Source organism: Roseovarius conchicola, assembly GCF_041403425.1.
In the GTDB taxonomy this organism is placed as follows: domain Bacteria; phylum Pseudomonadota; class Alphaproteobacteria; order Rhodobacterales; family Rhodobacteraceae; genus Roseovarius; species Roseovarius conchicola.
Genome location: NZ_JBGEHK010000003.1, coordinates 508,780 through 526,034, shown reverse-complemented (window position 1 = coordinate 526,034; position 17,255 = coordinate 508,780). Strand labels below are relative to the sequence as shown.

Genomic DNA, 17,255 nt, shown 5'->3' with positions numbered 1-17,255 from the left:
GGGTCTTACTTGCCGGTCTTGTCGCGGCCAAAGATCACCGCGAGCGCCATCATCAACGTCGTCACCCCGATCATCAGGGTCGAGATCGACGCAATCGTCGGATCAATCTGATCCCGCAGCGCGTTGAACATGTTGCGCGTTAATGTCGGGTTGTCCCCACCGGATACAAACATCGCGATCACCACCTCATCGAATGAGGTTAGAAACGCCAAAAGCGCGCTGGTGACAACGGCAAATCGTATCTGCGGCAAGGTAATCGTCAGAAAGGCCTTCCATCGCGGTGCCCCAAGGGACCGCGCGGCGTTTTCCTGGTTCATGTCATAGCTTTTCAATGCCGATCCCGTCACGATCACCACCAGCGGAATGGCCAGCAATGTATGCGCCAGAACCAGCCCGGTCATCGTGTAGAGAATTTGCAGTTTCACATAGGCATAAAACGCGCCAATCGCGATCAGCACCACGGGCACCATCATCGGCGTAATCAGCAGAACGAACGCCACCCGGATGAACGGCACTTTCGAGGCATGCAGTCCATAGGCGGCCAGAACGCCGACCGGTGTTGCCACCAGCATGGTCAGAAACGCCGCCTTGAGGGACGTGGCCGTGGCGTTCATCCATTCGTCCGAGCCAAAGTAATTCCTGTACCATCTCAGTGACCAGGTTTCGGGTGGGAATTCCAGATACTGGCTGTCCGAGAAAGACATCGGGATCACGATAAAGGTCGGGATCACCAGCAGGATCATGGTAATCACGGATGTCACATAAAGCCACATCCGCCCGCCATGGCTGACCTGTGTTTCCGAAGCCGGAGAGCGAAGCCATCCCATCATATCAATGCCCTCCGCCGCCGGTCATCTGTTCAAGCCGGATAAAGCGCGAGGCGATCCACAACACCGCCATCGTCAGCACCAACAACACCACACCCAATGCGCTGGCTGCGCCCCAGTTCACGAACAGCTCGATGTTCGAGACGATCTTCATCGACACCAGGATCACCTTGCCGCCACCCAGCACCGCGGGGGTGACGAAAAAGCCAAGGCACAGGATGAACACCATCAGCGATCCGGCCAGCAGGCCCGGGGTCGAGAGCGGCAGGAAGACTGTCCAGAATGCCTTTGTTGGGCTGGCCCCAAGGTTCGAGGCCGCTTTCATGTAGTCGCGATCAATCGCGCGCATCGCGCCATAAGCCGGCAGGATCAGGAAGGGCAGCATGATATGCACCATACCGATCAGCGTCCCGTTCATGTTGTGCACCATCTTTATTGGTTCGTCCCAAAGGCCCAACCCGATGGCCCAGTCATTCACCAACCCGCGCTTTTGCAACAGCACGAGCCACGCATAGGTGCGCACCAGAAGCGATGTCCAGAACGGCAGCAGCACGGTGATCAGGCACAGGTTGGCCCACTTGGTGGGTAGTTGTGACATGAAATAGGCCAGCGGATACCCGATCAGAATGCACAGGCCGGTGGTCAGCAGGCTGACCTCAAACGTGGTCTGGAAAATCCGCGCATAGGATTTGCGCTTGATCATCCGCTCGTAGTTTTCCATCGAGAAGCTGCCATCGGCCCCAATGAAGCTGACGTAAAACAGCCAGCCTGTCGGGATCACCAGGATCACCAGAACAATCAACAGCGCCGGGGAGGACAGGCCAAACAGCTTCCAGCGTTCCATCCGCTCGTCATTGCGCAATCCGCTTGCGTTGATGTCGGTCACCGCCATCAGGCATCTCCCCCGGCGATGATCACCGTATCTGCCGGATCAAGGGTCAGTTTGACGGTATCGCTTACGCTGGGCAGGGTCTGGAACGTGCCTGCGCGCATCGCGCCACGCACGGCCAGTTCGGTGCCGTCGGCCAATCGGGCATAGAGCAGAAAACTCTCACCCTGATAGACCAGTTCGGTGACTGTGGCATCAAAGACGTTTGCATTGTCTCCCTCCCCGTCCAGCAGGCTGACCCGTTCAGGCCGCAGCATCAGGGACAGTTCCGCAGCATCGGGGATCGGCCGCGAGGTTTTCAGGGCCACACCGGCCGCGATCAAAGCATCACCATCGCGGGCGACATTCAAAAACGTGCTGTCGCCGATGAAATCCGCGACGAATTTGTCTTCTGGCTGCTCATAAAGCTGCTGTGGCGTGGCCAGTTGCATGATCCGTCCATGGTTCACCACCGCAATCCGGTCGGACATGGTCAGCGCTTCGCGCTGGTCATGGGTGACGTAAACCGTGGTCATGCCCAACTGTTCGTGCAGGTGGCGCAGCTCGATCTGCATCCGGTCGCGCAGTTTTTTATCCAGCGCCGACAGGGGTTCGTCCATCAGCAGAATGCGGGGTTCAAACACAATCGAGCGCGCCAGCGCAACGCGCTGTTTCTGCCCGCCGGACAGTTGGTCAATCCCTCGATCGCCAAACCCGCCAAGCTGCACGGTCTCGAGGGCTTTTTCCACCCGGGCGTCCATTTCGGATTTCGCCACTTTGCGCAGGCGCAGCGGATAGGCCACATTGCCCGCCACGGTCATGTGCGGGAACAAGGCGTAGTTCTGAAACACCATGCCCACATCGCGCAGATGGGGCGGCTTGCGGATCATTTCGGCGTCGCCAAATTTCAGGCTGCCCTGATCGGGACGGGTGAAGCCTGCAAGCACCATCAACAAGGTCGTCTTGCCCGACCCGGACGGGCCAAGCAGCGTGAGGAACTCGCCACTTTTGACATCCAGCGAGACGTCGTCCAGTGCGAAAACCTTGCCATAGGTCTTGGTGACATTGCGCACTGTTATCGGCAGCGCATCCTGCGGTGTGTTGGTCAATGATCTGTCCCTGTCCTATGGGGCTGCGGGCGCGTAATTTCGCCCGCAGCCAGTGTATCCTGATCTGCCGATCACTCAGTCAGCATTTCCTGATACATCTCTGCAGCGATGGTCTCCCACTCCGCATACCACTCAAGCGAGACAGGAAGCTGCATCGCTGCGTTCTCGGGCGATGAAGGCAGGGCCGCCGCCATATCCGCACTGATCTCGCCGGTCTCATAGGCCGCCTTGTTTGTCGGACCATAGGTGATCCACTTGGGCAGATCGTCCTGATATTCTGCCTTGGAAATCTCGTTCAGGAATTCCATCGCCACATCCTTGTTGGGTGCACCCTTGGGGATGGCAAAGCAGTCATAGTCCAACAGGGCCTGGTTATAGCTGTAGGCGACCTTGGCCCCGTCTTTCTTGGCGTTGTCAAAACGCCCATTCCAGCCGGTGGTCATGTCGACCTCGCCATCTTTCATCAGCTGCGCGTGCTGCGCGCCCGAAGTCCAGAACACCGAGATATGTGGTTTCAACTCGCGGATCTTGTCAATCGCGCGCTCAATGCCCTCTTCGCTGCCCAACACGTCATAGACATCCCCGGGGGCCACGCCATCGGCCATCAACGCGCCTTCCAGCGCGCCCGCCACTTTGCCGCGATAGGCGCGGGTGCCGGGGAATTTCTCGACATCAAAGAAATCGGCCCAGCTTTGTGGCCCGTCTTCGCCATAAGTGTCGGTGTTCCAGGCATAGACGGTCGAGAACACGTCGCCGCCCACGCAATAGTCGGAGTAAAGGCCGGGATAGAAGGTCGAGACGTCAATGACGTCATAATCCAGCGGTTCCAGAAGCCCTTCGGCTGCTGCGCGTGCGGCCGAACCCGAACCCGAGGCGACGATATCCAGTGTCACCTGACCCGACGAGACCTGAAGGCGCACATCTGACATGCCACCATAGGTTTCCTGATTGACCTTGATGCCGGTATTCGCCTCGGCCGGTTCGAACAGCGCCTTGGACTGCGCGTCCTGGTACGAGCCGCCCCAAGACGCGATGGTGATTTCCTTGTCCATCGCCCAGGCCGTGGTGGCCATCAGTGCACCGGCCAATGTGAGTGTTATTGTCTTTTTCATGATAATCTCCTCTGTTGTTGTCTGTCGCCTTTGTAGCGATCCGGGGGTCGTGGCGATGCAACCGCCCGGTTGTCAGTTATCCAGTCGCCATGCTGCGCTGGTATTGCATCCGGTCGCGCCAGCGGTACCACGCGACGACCGGGGGCAGGAACCATGGTGTGCCGGTGTAAAGCGGGCGGGTGGGGAAGGGCAGATCGTCAAACGCAGTCTGGCCCTCTTTCAGGCCCAGCACTTTCTGACCAGCGCGCATGCCCAGATAGCTGGCCATCGACACGCCTGAACCGCAATAGCCCAGCGCGTAATGCACTCCGTCATGGGTGCCGGTATGGGCCAGCTCGTCAAATGTGTAGGCCACGGTGCCCATCCAGGAGTGGGAAATCTGATAGCCGCGCAAATCCGGGAACACCCGGCACATATCCTCGAACAGGCGGGGGCCGCTGATCGTCGGGTCGGTTTCATTGGCCGAGACCCGTCCACCGAACAGGATACGCGTGCGATCTGGCGAGGCACGGAAGTAATAGACCACCTTTCGGCTATCACTGGCGATGCGGTCCTTTGGGGACAGGCGGTCGATCAACTCCTTCGGCAAAGTTTCGGTTGCGATAATATAGCTGCCAATGGGGATGACTCGCCGGCGCAGCCAGGGGGTGGCCGCGGTGGTATAGCCATTGGTGGCCACGATCACCTGACCGGCCCGCACTTTGCCTTTTTCAGTCTCGATTTCGAATCCCACAGGGCGGCGGGTGATGCCGGTCACGGCACAGTTTCCCCGCACCTCTGCCCCCGCTTCCATGGCGCTGTTCAGTAACCCCAGATGATAGCGTGCCGGATCAACTGCCGCATGGCGCGGGAAGACAACCCCGCCATGATAGTTGTCACTGCCCAGTTCAGACATCTGCTCGGCGCGGGGCACCGCGTAGGCTTCGATCCCTTCGGTGCTGCTGATCTTGTCCGCGTCGTGGGCCAACTCGTCGTAAAACCCCGGGGTATGCGCGCCGTGAAAGCGACCTACCCGGCGGAAGTCGCAGTCAATCTTTTCCTCGGAGATGCGTTGTTCGATCCACTCCAGCGCGGTCTCACCTTCCTGACGGATCGCCGCGCCGCGTTCAGTCCCATACTTGGCCTTCAGCTTGTCCAGAGAAGGTTTGATCGAGGTGCTGATCTGTCCGCCATTGCGGGTGCTGCACCCAAAACCGGGGATGCCGGCCTCCAGTACCAGGGTGGATTTGCCGCCGCGCGCGGTTTCAATCGCCGCGTTCAGCCCGGTATAGCCCGAGCCCACAATCACGACATCCGCCTGATCCGGCAGGTCATTTGGCAAATCTGGCTGCGGCCCCATGCCATCCAGCCAATAGGACTGGTCAGACCAGCCTTTCTGCCAGACTGCACTGCCGTTCGTTTGCGTGCTCTGCCGCGCCATGGATCCCCCCGTTGGTGCAAGGGTTGCAAACCCCCCGTCCAACGACGGTAGTCAGGGGGTTTGAATTTATCAATTTAATATGCTGAATACTTGTATTCGATTTTTTTATATAAGTGAGTCGAGCGATGCGCCTCAAGCTGCGCCACCTTGAAGTCTTCAATGCGTTGATCGAAGCGGGGTCCGTGTCGCGCGCGGCTCAAAGGCTGAACTTGTCCCAACCTGCGGTCAGCATTGCCTTGTCCAATCTTGAAGAGGATCTGGGCTATCGTCTGTTTCATCGCGACCGCGGATTCTTTGCCCCAACGAATGAGGCGACGTTATTGCATGACGAAGTGCGGCGCGGGTTGGATTCACTGGCGCGGATCGAACAACGGTCGGACGACATCCGCTCGGGGGCCACGGGGGGCATTATCATTGCCACCAATGGCGCGATGTCGATCAATTTCCTGCCCCAGATGGTGGCCCAGTTTCAACGCGATTACCCCGGCACCTTCATTGACATGCGCGTGCGCTCCTCCCGTCAGATCGCATCCTGGGTCACCAGTCGACAGGTCGATATCGGTCTGATCGACGCGCCGGTGCCAGTGGCGGGGCTGTCGGCGCAACTGTTCCGGATGAAATGCGTCTGCATCATGCGGCAGGATGATCCGTTGGCGGCGCATGATTTGATCTCTCCCGATCTTCTGCAAACCCGCCCGGTGATCGGGGTGACGGGCGATCACCCGGTTGATCGTCAACTGGATCAGGTCATGGCCCAGGCCGAAGCTCCCCTGCGCCGCAACGCGTCGAGCTATTTCTATGCCATTGCCCGCAACCTTGTGTCGGCGGGCGATGGCGTGTCCATCATCGACCCGGTAAACGGCAAAGCGGCGCTGTCGGATGGGGTGATCTGGCGACCATTTGCCCCGGCGATCTATCACGAGCTGGTCATGATCACCTCGCGGGATCACCCCCTTGGCATCGCCGCAGCGCGCATCCACGCGCAAATCCTTGAAGGGTTGGCCGCCGCCTCGGAACCCGTTTAACTGTCAGCGGCGAACAACGCGGCAAGCGCCGGCCCGTCCAATGCCCTGCAGACATGCCCTGCAGGTTTGAACGTGGGCGTATCCTCGCCCGCAACCATCGCATTCACCACGGCCTCTTCCACGCTTTCAACGGTTGCCAAGTAAAGCGGGTCTAGCCCGTCATTGTTCAATTCGGTTCGTGTCAGAAGGGCAGGCGGGTCGACCTGCAGCGGGCCATCATCGACCGTCGAGAACGCCAGAAAGATATCGCCGGAATTGTTCCCGCCCGGTGATCCGCCCCGCCCAACGCCAAGAGCCGCACGGCGCGCGACATGGCGCAGCGACAAGGGCGAGAGCGGCGCATCCGTGGCCAGCACCACGATGATCGATCCGGTTTCGTGATCCAATAGCCGGTGATCGGTCATTGTCTGGCCCACGGGTTTGCCGAGTACGTTCAACCACGGGCGGATGCCGTGATTGGCCTGCACCAAAGCGCCGATCGTGTAGCCTTGCCCGCCAATCTCAACCTGCCGCGAGGACGTGCCCGTACCTCCCTTGAACTCGTAACAGATCATGCCCGCCCCACCGCCGGTGCCGCCTTCGGCCACCGGCCCCGGTGTGGCCGAGCGCAGGGCGCTCATGGCATCCTCAACCGTAACGGCCATGGCGTTGATATCGTTCAGCACCCCGTCATAGGTTTCCGCCACCACCGGCATGGCCCAGGCATGTTCGTCGCGGAAATAGTCGTCATAAGTGTCGATCATCCATCGGGTGGCGGCATGATGGACCATCCCCACGCTATGGGTGTTGGTGATACAGATCGGCCCCAGAAACTGCCCCGCATCATGAATCCAATGCGTGCCGGTCATCTCGCCATTGCCGTTCAGCGTGAATTGCCCGGCCCGCACTGGACGGGGCGTAGATGCCTTGCCGCGCGGCAGAATGGCAGTGATCCCGGTGCACAGCCCTTTTGAGAGATCGCGCAGCGTGCATAGACCCACCTCGACCCCGGCCACGTCCGTGATTGCATTCAGCGCGCCGGGTTGTCCGGGAAAAGGCAGGCCCAGATCGCGGGCGCGGGATTTGCCGGATGGCGTGGGCATCATGGAGTGTCCTTTGCGGCGGGGTCCGGGGGATGCATCCTTGTTGCACCACGCCGGACGGCCCTGTAAACCTTGTTTTGAACATCGGAAAACGACGAAAATGGCCTTATTTTGCAGCGTTTTCCGGCAATTGCACTTAGACTCGGGTGCTCAAGTGCATATATTGATGAAGAAAAGTTGTTTTGTGGAAAGGGACGCATTGCATGGCCAATTTGGATCAACAGGTTCGCGAGTCGCAGGCTCAGGTGGAAGAAGCACAGTCAAAAATCGCGGAATTGACCAGCCGGATTGAAACCGCACGCGCCAAGATCAAAAGCGGCGATGACGCGATGATGGACATCGAGAACGCCACGCTTGAGGATGTCCATGCCCATACCGAGGTGATGAACGCCAACATTGCCGAACTGATTATGGGGCTGGACGACGTCACTGCCGCGTTCTCGAAAGACTTTGACGAGATGCGCAACAAGACCGGCTGGGAAGGCTTTGTGGGTATCTTCTCCAAGCACAAGGCCGATAGCATGCGTCAGGAACGCATCCGCACCGCCAATATCGACGACAAGTTGCAGGACCTGATTTCGAAATCCGACGTGATCACCCAGTTGCTTGAAGGGCAGTTGGCTGTTCTCGAAGAACAGAAGGTCAAAGTGCAGGACAATCTGACTGAAACCCTGGATGAACGTGAGTTTACCGTGGGCGAGCTGGAAAGCCTGCGCACGGATATTCAGGGCATGGACCCGGATATCATCGCGCTGGAAAACAAGATCGCCAATGAAACCGATGCCGCCGCGCGCACCAAGCTGGAAACCGAACTGGCGGATATGAACGCCAAGTATAATCAGATGGTGCAGGACGAACAGGTCAAGCTGGCCAAGTCGCAAACGCTGGAACGCTACATCGAAAAGGGCAAGACCTGGGTGGACAGCCTACAGAACCAGGCCGCGACGCAGATGGTGCTGATCAACAAGCTGCAAACCGACACCAAGCAGCGCGTTGTGCTCTACGATGCCCTGACCAAATCGCTGAAAACCGCGCAGCAACAGGACGTTGCCCACCAGATCAACGAGATTGGCGTGCAGACCGACCAAGAAGCGCAATCTGCGATGGCCGGGATCGGTGCCGCCACCAACCAACGCATGGCCGAGATGATGGAAGCCCACGAGGATCACATGGTCTTTGCGCGCGAGGTGCTGGAAGCCAAAGCCAAGGCCGACGAGCGCTTTGCCCGCCGCTTTGGCGAGATTATCGAGAAACATGACGCCAACGCCTATGGGGGCTAAATTATGAAGAACCTTGGCGTTATCTTCATTGCGCTCTGCGTGATCTCACTGGTGATGTCTTTTGTCATGGATGTGCCCAGATGGGTGAACCTGTTGGGCATCGTTTTCGGAGCCGCTGGACTTTTCTTTTTGGGCGCAGGGCGCAAGAAAGGTGACGGCGACGGTGGCTGAGCGCTCCGAGTCCCTGATCCCGATCCTGGCCGCCTGCGCCAGCGGTGTTATCGGTATTTCTGCCTTTCTTGCCGGGTTTGGATGGCTTGGATGGGTTGGCGCGTCTGGGTTCGTTCTGCTGGTTGTCTGGATGATTTTCACACAACCCGATCAGAAGGGCAAAGGCGACGGCGTTTCAATGATGATGGTAGGCGATGGTCGCGGCGGCGATACCGCTGGTGGCGATGCTGGTGTAAGTGGCGGAGACGGCGGAGGCGGCGGATGAGCGCGCAGTCTGTACCGATCCCCAGTTGGGGCGGGTGGTGTGCCCGTGTGTTGATCTATGCCGGTGTATCTGCGCTAGCCTATTGGTGGTCGCCTTTGTTGTGCGCGGTTGTGGCCGCTTTCATGGTCATTGATCTGATCCACCATGCTGCCGATATTGCCCGCCGTCGCACCGGGTATCGTCCGATCCCGCGCCACCCGGCGGTGAGTGGTGTCAAATCCACCAAGCTTCGGGTTACGGGCCGGGCGCTGATCCTGATTTTTGTTACCGTCTGGCTGATCTGTGCTGCTGTTGGCCGCGCCGCTCTGGATGTCAGTTGGGGCGAGGCGTTGATACAGGCCGCGGCGCTGGCTGCGTTTGCCGGGATCGCCTCGGCCCTGATGTTGCCGGTCGCGGCGATTGGCCTGCTTTGGGTGCTGAGTGTGACGCTGGGCCTGCTGCTGTCCTTGGGGGACCTTGCGGCGATGATATTTGCCCCGCGCACGACCCGCCAATCCTGGCACCGCGCGATTGATGCCACGGATCACCGGCTGGCCGATCTGGTTCTGGGCCAACCGGCGCAGGTGCCTTTGCGCGCCGATATGGCCGAACGGGCCGCGATTGACGCAAAAGGTGCCAAATGACCGATCACACGCCCAGCAAGGATCACGCGGCCCTCAAGGATGTCTTCGCATCTCGCCGCTATTTCGCGAAGTTCGAAAAGATCACCAGCTATCTCAATCGCGTGGCCGCCGTGATGCAGGCCGAGGGTGACCTCAGCAAGGACGAGGTGGAAATCCTGACCACCTATGTCCAAGGCATCGCCTTTACCTTCCGCGCGCTGTCGATGAAATATCTGCTGGTCGGGCGCGACACCGGGCATTTCTTTGGGTCAATGTCGATGGACACCCATGAAAGCGGCTTTCCGGTGTTCAACGAATTGCTGGTCATGGCCAATGATGCCCAACAGGCCCGTCAGCATTTGGAGAACCTGTCCTCGGCTGCCGAGCTGAAACAACAGATGGTCGAACAGATCATCAGTCAGCGGCAAATCCCAACCAAGCTTCAGTTCGCCATGTCTCAGCGGCTGTATTACGAAGAGCTGATCAAGGGGCACCTGTTCTGGGCGCGCAATGATCCGCAGATCATCTGGCTCAGCGGGCTAGATGACCGTCGCCGTTATCTGGTGCATTGGGCGGTCTATGACAGTCAGGTCAACCTGCCCACAGTCTACCTGATGGAGCTTGAGGATACCGGGCGCACCTCGCTGCCCAAGGACGGCCGCCGCTGGCCCGAAGTGCAGGCCCATATGATGGGGCAATCCCTTGGCGGGCTGAAACTGCTGACCATCGCCAAGGGGTTTGACGAGGCGTTTGACGATCTTCACCCCAAGCGCCTGCGCCGCCTTCATCTGGGGCCAATGTATTCGCACAGCTTTACCCGCCAATCCGGCCCCCTGCGCGATGTTCTGGCCGAGGCGCGTGCGCCAGAGGGGCAGGATTGGGCCTTGGCCTGGACCGATGAGGTGCTGGAAAGCGAACGGGTGATCGAAGAACCCTCGGGCTGGTTCGGCAGCGTGGAGCGCGAGGTGTTTGCCCTTGATCCCTTCTCAGGGAAGGGGGCTGACACCGGCGCCACCCGCATGGAGCGCGCCATCATCCTGCCCGAACGCCCCTATCAGGTGCTGGCCGAAAAGAACCCGCCGGGTTTTGCCTCGGTGACGAAATTCGTGGTCAGCCCGGGGGGCAAAGTGCTGCGATATTGAATGGTCCGTGCCGGACCATGCCTGCGGCACGAGTATATTGGGACGATGAAAGATCGGGGTTTGTTACATGCAATCAGACGATAAAGCTAAGACACTATGCAGCAACGACATAGTAATCGAGGGCGGCATCAGCAGATTGCTTCAGCTTTTGGAGCATGTGACTTCACACTCTGGCATGTTTTTTGCCGACGAAAGTTACGATAGTTTTGCCACACTCGTCTGGGGGATGGATATGGCTGCAAACGGCAAGCTTCTTGAAGGGATTAACGATTGGTATACCAAAAAAACAAGGAAAAGGTCACCATTTCCTGTTTGCGATAGGCTCGAGTACGATTCACGGAAAGCCAATCCTAATGTAAAGGATATTGAGCTTATGGAACGCTATTTTGCTGAAATAAAAGATTTTCACGAGGGAAAGTAATGAGTCTGACATCCGACACGATGGAACTGCGTGAGAGCGACATTGCAAAGCATTACGAGGGCGCCGTGGCGATACTCGAAGGTTTTGACCATACGCCGCGGATCGGCAAAACCTCGGAAACCGCGTCAACGGAACGCTCCTCAGGTATTGGCACCCGTCGCCGGTTCCGCAATACCACGCCAGGCCTGGTGACCCGCTCGACTGCGCGCCCCGAAGGGGTGCATCTGATTGAGCGGATCGGGGCGGCAGACGGGGATGACCCGCTGGTCTCGCCCTTACAAGCCACAGTGATGCACGCCCTACGCCGGGCGCTGGCGATTGCGTTGGCGGTGGGTGAAAACTACGCCGAGGCCACCGGTTTGGGCGATCTGCGCCGTGCCAATCTGGCCGGGTCTCTACCAGCAGATCGCAAGACCGAATTCACCGAATTGCTGGGGGCCGAAGCGTTGGCCACCCTGCATGTCTTCGGCAATGCCACGGCTTTCTTGCTGGGCCCGCATGGCAGCGAGGTCAGTGTCGAGGTGGGCGAGGTCGAAGAGATTCTGACCGACAACGCCCAACTGGCCCTGCATGGCGCACTTTGGGAAATGGATCAGGACATTGCCAAACACGCCCCCGATGACGCCCGCCTTGTGGCGACAGTGGCCGCCTTTGCCGAACAGCTGATGGAAAAGGTCGCCCTGCGCGCCCAAAACGCGGGCCGCCTGGGCGCCTTCACAGGCGCCACATGGCAGGTCGAGGCGGATGATTTCACCGTGCAGGGTTTCACCCCCTCGGCCAAGGCGAAATCCACCACGCTGACGATGACCTTCAAGAAACCCAACGAGGTCGTCGGCAACCATATCGCCAAATACCAAGCATTGAAGCTGTCCAAGATGCTGATGGCGTACGACTTTGACCGCCGCCTCAACCCTTTCGCCGAACTGGGTGGCTTCATCTTTACCTTCATGGGTGATGGCAAGCCGGGCACCGGGAAAACCACGCTGATCCAGATGATGGCGGGGCTGATCAACGACTATTGCAACAACGCGGGTTATCCGTTCCGCTATTCCAACCTGAGCACGGAAAGCATCGACAGCTATCAGGGCAAATCGGGCCAGAACGCCAAGGATTTCATCAACACGGTGATTGACCCCACGGTGATCGGCTTTGGCACGGTTGACGATATTGACCAGTTGGCCGGGAAACGCGGTGACCGGCAGTCTTCGGCGGGTCAACTCGAGATCACCGCCGTTCTGATGGAAAGCTTTTCGGGCGCCAACACCGTGGTGCGCGGCAATTGCACCTTTGGCATGTTCAGTAACTACCCCGAAAATGTCGATGACGCCCTGCGCCAACGCGCCGGGGCGCGGTTTCTGGTCGATGGCCCGCAAACGCGCGAGGATTACATCGACATCCTGCACCTGCTGATGGGCAAGAACCACGACATCCCGCTGGGCGATCACGAGGTGTTCGCGGCGCAGGAAATTAAAAAGGCCGTTGCCGCCAGTTTCGAATCCCATGGCAAGCCCCATGAAGATGGGCTGCTGACCGTCTGGGACCGTGTCGCGGGCGAGCTTGGGGAGTTGGACACCATCGCCAAGATGGGCACCTATCTGAAGGGTATCCAACAGGCCGATGACCGCTTCACCGGGCGCGCCATCAAGAACATCACTGACGCGGTGAAAGTGCGCGCGATGGATTTTGAGCTGCCCGATGAATGGATGGAGAACCCCGATCTGTTCCTGTTCAAAACCTATGACGAGAAACTGGCCATGATCTCGGACCTGCGCCAGCCGATCACCATCGAGATGGTGATTCAAGAGATCAACCGCTACGCCGATTCCGAATTCCGCTATGCCGACAAGTCCGACGAGGTGGCGATTGAAAACGCCGTCCGCGAAATGGGCCGTATGGAAGAGGCGAAGCGGCGGTATCTGGAGGGGAAGGGGTGATTTGCTGAGTGTCTGATCATCGCGATATCAAACAGTCTTTTTGGCGAAAAGATAATCCCATTGCGTATGGCGTTACGCTTACAGCGATCATTCTATTCGGATATCTAATCCTTGGCTTGCGAGAGCGGTGCATCGGATCTGTGTGCGAAACAAATCTTTGGATCTTCTGGGAAAGCGATCCCAATGAGATTGGAGATACGTTAGCGGGTCTGTTTTCCGCATTAGCATTCGTATGGATCATTGTGACTGTGTTTTTGCAGAATCACGAACTCAAAGAACAAAGAAAAGAGTTTCGAGCTCAGCGTGAAGCCACTCAAGACATGGCCCGAGCTTTAGCCGCACAAGCCGTAATATTTGAAGATGAACAGAGCCAGCGTGCTCAAGTTAGAGCATCAGAACTACTAGAACAAAAACTAGTCAGATTTAGAGTAGTCGCAGGTTACTTGTTCGACTTTGCGAGAAAGTTTCCATTTCAGGAGCTAGCTGAAACAGCAATAAGCACAGACTCGGATGGGCCAGAGCATGAGTTGTCCATAGATGTACAGAACATATTGCACGAGATTTCGTTAATTGATCCTGCATTGATTGACATTGAGTTTGAGCAGAACCAACATCTGCTTAGACGTTTATTTGAAAACATCATCGAGCTGGAATCCATAGTAACTGATGTCAAAGAACTTCAATACGAGTTAAGTCCTGGGCAAGTTCAAAGCTTGTTCAATATGGATTTCGACCGCATTTCAGATTGTATATTGGACGCTACATCCGCGCATTTTGAGAGATGTCTCAGTTTAGGATTGAAAGTGTAGCCCAATGAAACGCCTCATTAAATCCGGCCTCATGTTTGGCAATCTGGTCCATGTGGACAGCCCCGCTCTGGTCGAGCGGTATAACCGGGCGCTCAAACATCTCACCGGCAAGACCACCCAGCTCACCGATTTCTATATCGACATCTCAGGCTATTCGCCGGAGGTGGGGCATGAGTTGGGCGACCATCTCTACCTCAACCATCAGGGCGTGAACCGGCAGTTCATTCTGCTGTCCACCCATCAGAAAACCGCCCCTCTGCTCAATGCCAAATTCTCAACCTCGCGAGGCATTCTGCGCCAGTTCATCGAGGATAATGAAAGCGCGTTGTTTGCCCTGACCACCCGCGATGCGGTGGCAGGAGAGCTGGTGAATTCGGTCTATGACCTGTCCAGCCCTGCGCGCCTGTTTGATATCCGCAAGATCACGGTTGAGGCCGACACCACCAATGGCGCGATCCGCCAGTCCGAGGCGCTGGACGAGAAGGTCGCCACCTTCCTGAACGAGGATGACGCGTGGTTCGACGATGTGCTGATCGCCGAGATGATCGAGCTGGCCGGGCAAACCGGTGACGTGCTGCGCAATCCCGTGAACCTCAAACACATGGAATTTGAGCAGCGCAATTACTGGACCGAGCATTTTGGCGGTATCTACCTGTTCCAATCTTTGGAACTGCCCGGCGTCATCACCTGTGCGCCCAAGGAGATGGTCGGCGACATGCCGATCGAGTATGTGTTTGACCTGAGCAATCGCAACCGCCTTGCCAATTTCCTGGAACTCAACGGGCTGGTGGAACCCATCGTCAAGGCGCGGGGCATCGACGCAGCCGCCGTGCTGCGCCAGAAGATGGATTTCATTCTGGTCGATGCTTTGGCGGATGAGGGCATTACCCTGCGCCGCAGATCCCGCACGGATATGCGCCGCCTGGCCCGCCAATATGCCGACAAGCTGCCATCCGAATTCCACGCGCTGAACGAGCTGGTGAACTGGGCGCAGAACAAGGGCCGCTGGCCGCGCATCACGTCCGAGGATCCCGCCTATTTCTATACCCTGCGCGCCGCCGATCATCCGGATGCCGATCTGGTCAACATGATGCTGTCCGAACTATCGCCCAAGGACATCCGTCAGTTGTTCATCTGTCACAAGCAACGCTTTTATCAGCTTTACGAGACGTGGAGTGACGAAAAGAAGGACTATGTGGTAGACCATCTGACGAATGAATATCAGGTGGACAAGCTGGGCGCGCGCGAGGCGTTGTTTGGGCATGAGGCCGCGATGGAAGAACCCGCCCCGGCGGCGCGAAGTGAGGCCCTGATTGACCGCGTCGGCCCCTGGGGTCCGGTAAGGAGGAAGTGAAACGATGTTTGCCATGGCCCGCCTGATGGTGATCGGATTTGTCGTTTTGACGGTGATCTATGTCTGCCTTTCGCTCTATTCCCGCTCGGTGCGCAAACGCAAACTGCGCGAGTGGTGGGAGGAAGAAGGCAAGCCCGGCGATCTTGAGGCCTATATCGACAAGGGGCTTGAGGAATATGACGGCTCACTGCGGCGCAAGCTGATCCTCGGGGTCTACGTGATCCCGTTCTCGGCGATGTGCATCATCATCTATTTCACCAATTTCCACTGATCGGGGGCGGGCATGGTTTACCTCAAATGGGCGTTCTGGATCACCTTCTGGATACTGATTGCGGCGGTGTTTCACTACACGCTGCCGCAGCGCGATATCGTGCGCATTTCCGATACCTATGAAAAGCGGATCGATTTCGGCGAGAACTCGATCTTCTGGGCCAGTCCGGATACCGGCAACGACACCACGACGGTGAACCGCGATGTGTTTTTCATCCAGACGGTGCGGGCCAAGAATGGCCGTGTGATGGTCTATCGCAACGAGGATACCGGCTGGGGCTGGCCGCCCTATTTCAAGTTCGACACCGCCAATCTGCAGGCCGAGGCGGGCGATCTCAAAGCCACCGCCGAGGCGCCGAAATGGGCGATCATCCGACACTATGGCTGGCGCAATGAATTCTTCTCGATCTACCCCAATGCGGTCGAGGTTTGGCCGGTGGATGGCCCGGACGCGCCCAAGGGCCTGCCCTGGCTGAACATCGTGATCATCGTGGGCTTTCTGACCGTGGTTCTGGGCATCTGGCGCATGCTGCGGCGGTTCCGTCAGCGCCGGATCGACCCGGTGGTGGATGACATTCAGGACAGCTGGGATGCGGCAGGCGATGCGGTGTCCGAAAAGCGGGGTCGGATCACGCGTTGGCTGGATACGTGGCGGGCCAAGGACAAGCGCCGGGGTTGAGGCTTGGGTCAGATTTGAAACGAATGCCCCTCGATATCCTTTGACAGATAGCGACGGATGAACGGATCGAGTTTCAGGCTGTCCGAAGCATAGACCCCGGATGTCTCAAACAAGTCCCGCACCGATTTGTAACTGTCGTATTTCTTCCACACGACCCGTGAGGCATAGGGCGTTCGGCGGGGGAATGATGCCAGAAAGCACATGGTGCCGCAAAGGTATCTCTTTTTCTGCCGTTGCGGCGGGGTCAGAATATACATGCTCATCGCGTTTTCATTTCGCCGCTCGCGGTCGACCACAAAGATGTTGCCATCCTGATAGGATACTTTCCCGTCACAGCGGGTCCACCTGCGATGTCCTGTGGACCCTGTTTTGAGCGCCTCGATCAGGCGGCTATAAATCGCGCCGCCCCGCTCGTCCAGAAACACGGTATTCACCATGATGCTGTTGGCCGACAGGGGCGAATGAAAGAACACCTGATAGGCCCCAAGATACGGGCGCAGCTTGGACAGATCACCGGGAAATGCGGTGGCTAGAGGGTCTGATCGTTGCGCCGCACCAATGCCGGCCCCGCGCCGGAAAGCCAGTCGGAGTTCGGCGTGCGCACCCAACAGCGCTGCTTCGTCCAGACCAAAATACTGTGCGATCCGACGCAGATTATGGGCCGAGGGGCGTGAGCTGCCGGAAAGATACTTGCTGAACTGTTGATGATTGATTCCGATCTCGCGGCAAACCATTGCCACGGAAGGCTTTTCTGCACAGAGAAATCTCAGGTTATCTGCAAGGGTCGTGGGCATTTGCGTGTCATCCTACTTAAGGCAGGAGCATAAACTCACTAAATATAGCATAGAGTTGCGCAATTGTTTGCACGCTATTTTCGCTGATCTT

General features: G+C 58.0%; 19 protein-coding genes. 12 read left to right on the top strand and 7 right to left on the bottom strand.

What is annotated here, in order from left to right:
• Positions 1-5 precede the first annotated feature (5 nt).
• From V6N02_RS11800 to V6N02_RS11780, 5 genes are all read right to left on the bottom strand, one after another.
• A complete protein-coding gene (locus V6N02_RS11800) occupies positions 6-830 on the bottom strand; it encodes an ABC transporter permease (protein ID WP_371225782.1) in 825 nt (274 codons plus the stop codon).
• A gap of 1 nt (position 831) precedes the next feature.
• Positions 832-1,719: an ABC transporter permease gene (locus tag V6N02_RS11795; protein ID WP_371225781.1), complete on the bottom strand. Its 888-nt coding sequence runs from the start codon at positions 1,717-1,719 to the stop codon at positions 832-834.
• Positions 1,719-2,804, bottom strand: coding sequence for an ABC transporter ATP-binding protein (locus V6N02_RS11790; RefSeq protein ID WP_371225780.1), 1,086 nt, complete (start codon positions 2,802-2,804; stop codon positions 1,719-1,721). The genes V6N02_RS11795 and V6N02_RS11790 overlap by 1 nt, the downstream gene beginning before the upstream one ends.
• A gap of 71 nt (positions 2,805-2,875) precedes the next feature.
• Positions 2,876-3,916 carry an ABC transporter substrate-binding protein gene (locus tag V6N02_RS11785; protein WP_371225779.1) on the bottom strand — a complete coding sequence of 347 codons (1,041 nt, stop codon included), beginning with the start codon at positions 3,914-3,916 and terminating at the stop codon, positions 2,876-2,878.
• Between the two features lie 76 nt (positions 3,917-3,992).
• On the bottom strand, positions 3,993-5,336 hold the full coding sequence (locus tag V6N02_RS11780) for an NAD(P)/FAD-dependent oxidoreductase (protein ID WP_371225778.1): 1,344 nt from the start codon (positions 5,334-5,336) through the stop codon (positions 3,993-3,995).
• Positions 5,337-5,461: 125 nt separating this feature from the next.
• Here V6N02_RS11780 and V6N02_RS11775 point away from each other — a divergent pair, with 125 nt between their 5' ends.
• On the top strand, positions 5,462-6,361 hold the full coding sequence (locus tag V6N02_RS11775) for a LysR family transcriptional regulator (protein WP_371225777.1): 900 nt from the start codon (positions 5,462-5,464) through the stop codon (positions 6,359-6,361).
• On the opposite strand, the gene V6N02_RS11770 is transcribed toward V6N02_RS11775, so the two are convergent.
• Positions 6,358-7,443 (bottom strand): P1 family peptidase, encoded by a 1,086-nt coding sequence (locus tag V6N02_RS11770; RefSeq protein WP_371225776.1) that lies wholly within the window; start codon positions 7,441-7,443, stop codon positions 6,358-6,360. The genes V6N02_RS11775 and V6N02_RS11770 overlap by 4 nt on opposite strands.
• Positions 7,444-7,646: 203 nt before the next feature.
• On the opposite strand from V6N02_RS11770, the gene V6N02_RS11765 reads away from it, so the two are divergent.
• The 11 genes from V6N02_RS11765 to V6N02_RS11715 all read left to right on the top strand — a co-directional run bounded on the left by V6N02_RS11765 (position 7,647) and on the right by V6N02_RS11715 (position 16,370).
• Entirely contained in the window at positions 7,647-8,723 is a 1,077-nt protein-coding gene (locus tag V6N02_RS11765; protein WP_371225775.1) for a hypothetical protein, read from the top strand.
• Between the two features lie 3 nt (positions 8,724-8,726).
• A complete protein-coding gene (locus V6N02_RS11760; protein ID WP_371225774.1) occupies positions 8,727-8,894 on the top strand; it encodes a hypothetical protein in 168 nt (55 codons plus the stop codon).
• On the top strand, positions 8,887-9,159 hold the full coding sequence (locus V6N02_RS11755; protein WP_371225773.1) for a hypothetical protein: 273 nt from the start codon (positions 8,887-8,889) through the stop codon (positions 9,157-9,159). The genes V6N02_RS11760 and V6N02_RS11755 overlap by 8 nt, the downstream gene beginning before the upstream one ends.
• Positions 9,156-9,782, top strand: a complete 627-nt coding sequence (locus V6N02_RS11750) for a hypothetical protein (RefSeq protein ID WP_371225772.1) — start codon at positions 9,156-9,158, stop codon at positions 9,780-9,782. The genes V6N02_RS11755 and V6N02_RS11750 overlap by 4 nt, the downstream gene beginning before the upstream one ends.
• Complete coding sequence (locus V6N02_RS11745) at positions 9,779-10,903, top strand: hypothetical protein (protein ID WP_371225771.1); 1,125 nt, start codon at positions 9,779-9,781, stop codon at positions 10,901-10,903. The genes V6N02_RS11750 and V6N02_RS11745 overlap by 4 nt, the downstream gene beginning before the upstream one ends.
• Positions 10,904-10,970: 67 nt before the next feature.
• On the top strand, positions 10,971-11,324 hold the full coding sequence (locus V6N02_RS11740; protein WP_371225770.1) for a hypothetical protein: 354 nt from the start codon (positions 10,971-10,973) through the stop codon (positions 11,322-11,324).
• Positions 11,324-13,258, top strand: a complete 1,935-nt coding sequence (locus V6N02_RS11735; protein ID WP_371225769.1) for an AAA family ATPase — start codon at positions 11,324-11,326, stop codon at positions 13,256-13,258. The genes V6N02_RS11740 and V6N02_RS11735 overlap by 1 nt, the downstream gene beginning before the upstream one ends.
• Before the next feature lie 8 nt (positions 13,259-13,266).
• Positions 13,267-14,067, top strand: a complete 801-nt coding sequence (locus V6N02_RS11730) for a hypothetical protein (protein ID WP_371225768.1) — start codon at positions 13,267-13,269, stop codon at positions 14,065-14,067.
• Positions 14,068-14,071: 4 nt separating this feature from the next.
• The gene (locus V6N02_RS11725) at positions 14,072-15,421 is read left to right on the top strand and encodes a DUF6638 family protein (RefSeq protein WP_371225767.1); all 1,350 of its coding nucleotides are present in this window, start codon (positions 14,072-14,074) and stop codon (positions 15,419-15,421) included.
• Between the two features lie 4 nt (positions 15,422-15,425).
• Positions 15,426-15,692 (top strand): hypothetical protein, encoded by a 267-nt coding sequence (locus V6N02_RS11720; protein WP_371225766.1) that lies wholly within the window; start codon positions 15,426-15,428, stop codon positions 15,690-15,692.
• Positions 15,693-15,704: 12 nt separating this feature from the next.
• Positions 15,705-16,370 carry a DUF1523 family protein gene (locus V6N02_RS11715; RefSeq protein WP_371225765.1) on the top strand — a complete coding sequence of 222 codons (666 nt, stop codon included), beginning with the start codon at positions 15,705-15,707 and terminating at the stop codon, positions 16,368-16,370.
• An 8-nt stretch (positions 16,371-16,378) separates the two neighbouring features.
• On the opposite strand, the gene V6N02_RS11710 is transcribed toward V6N02_RS11715, so the two are convergent.
• The gene (locus V6N02_RS11710) at positions 16,379-17,164 is read right to left on the bottom strand and encodes a helix-turn-helix domain-containing protein (protein ID WP_371225764.1); all 786 of its coding nucleotides are present in this window, start codon (positions 17,162-17,164) and stop codon (positions 16,379-16,381) included.
• Positions 17,165-17,255: the final 91 nt, after the last annotated feature.